Raw genomic sequence first — 666 nt, forward strand, 5'->3', positions numbered from 1 at the left:
TCGATCCATGACGGCACCGCCATCGAGATCCGGGCCCGGCGCGCCGAAACCCTCGCCGCCGCCTACGCGGCGAACCCCGACCGGTTCCGCCGCAAACCCGCCCCACCCAAGCTGCCCGAAGCAGCCTGGATCAACGAACCACCGAAGGAGAACACCGACACAGAACACGCAGCCTGACACGTCTCAAATGGTTTGACAGGTTCCGGCAGTGCAAACCAGAACAGGTCGATCCCCAGGTGCATCCAGCATTCGGCGGCCAAGTCTTGGAACGCCATAGCGAGTGACGTCTTTCCCGCGCTGGATCCGCCGTTGAGAATGATGAGCTCGCCCTGTGCCGGTTCAGTCATAGCTGCCATAGCCGAATGAGGGTACCGCCAGGCCCGGGTTAATGCCAATACCGTTCAGTTAAGACTACATGGGTGTAGTTTGTAGGGTATGCCTCGTGCGGGTTGGCGCAAGCCTGAGTCGGATCGCCGGTTGTCAGATCTGGTATCGGTGGGGGTGTTGACGCGGGTGTTTCCTGCGGCGCTGGTGGATGAGGTGATCGCGGAGGCGGGCCGCACCCAGCAGCGGCATCGGTCGCTGCCTGCGCGGGTGATGGCGTATTTCGCGATCGCGATGGGCCTGTATGCGGAGGGCTCTTATGAGGATGTGCTGGCCCAGCTC

1 protein-coding gene and 1 pseudogene are annotated in these 666 nt (G+C 62.6%); one reads left to right on the forward strand and one right to left on the reverse strand.

Features of this window, described 5'->3' with window-relative positions; translation table 11 throughout:
• Positions 1-203: 203 nt before the first annotated feature.
• Positions 204-356, reverse strand: a pseudogene (locus B4U45_RS28685) (phosphotransferase-like protein); the annotation flags it as partial.
• A gap of 79 nt (positions 357-435) precedes the next feature.
• On the opposite strand from B4U45_RS28685, the gene B4U45_RS28690 reads away from it, so the two are divergent.
• Positions 436-666: transposase domain-containing protein (locus B4U45_RS28690; protein ID WP_219859593.1), on the forward strand; the 231-nt coding region annotated here is incomplete at its 3' end.

Source organism: Mycobacterium persicum (assembly GCF_002086915.1).
GTDB lineage: Bacteria > Actinomycetota > Actinomycetes > Mycobacteriales > Mycobacteriaceae > Mycobacterium > Mycobacterium persicum.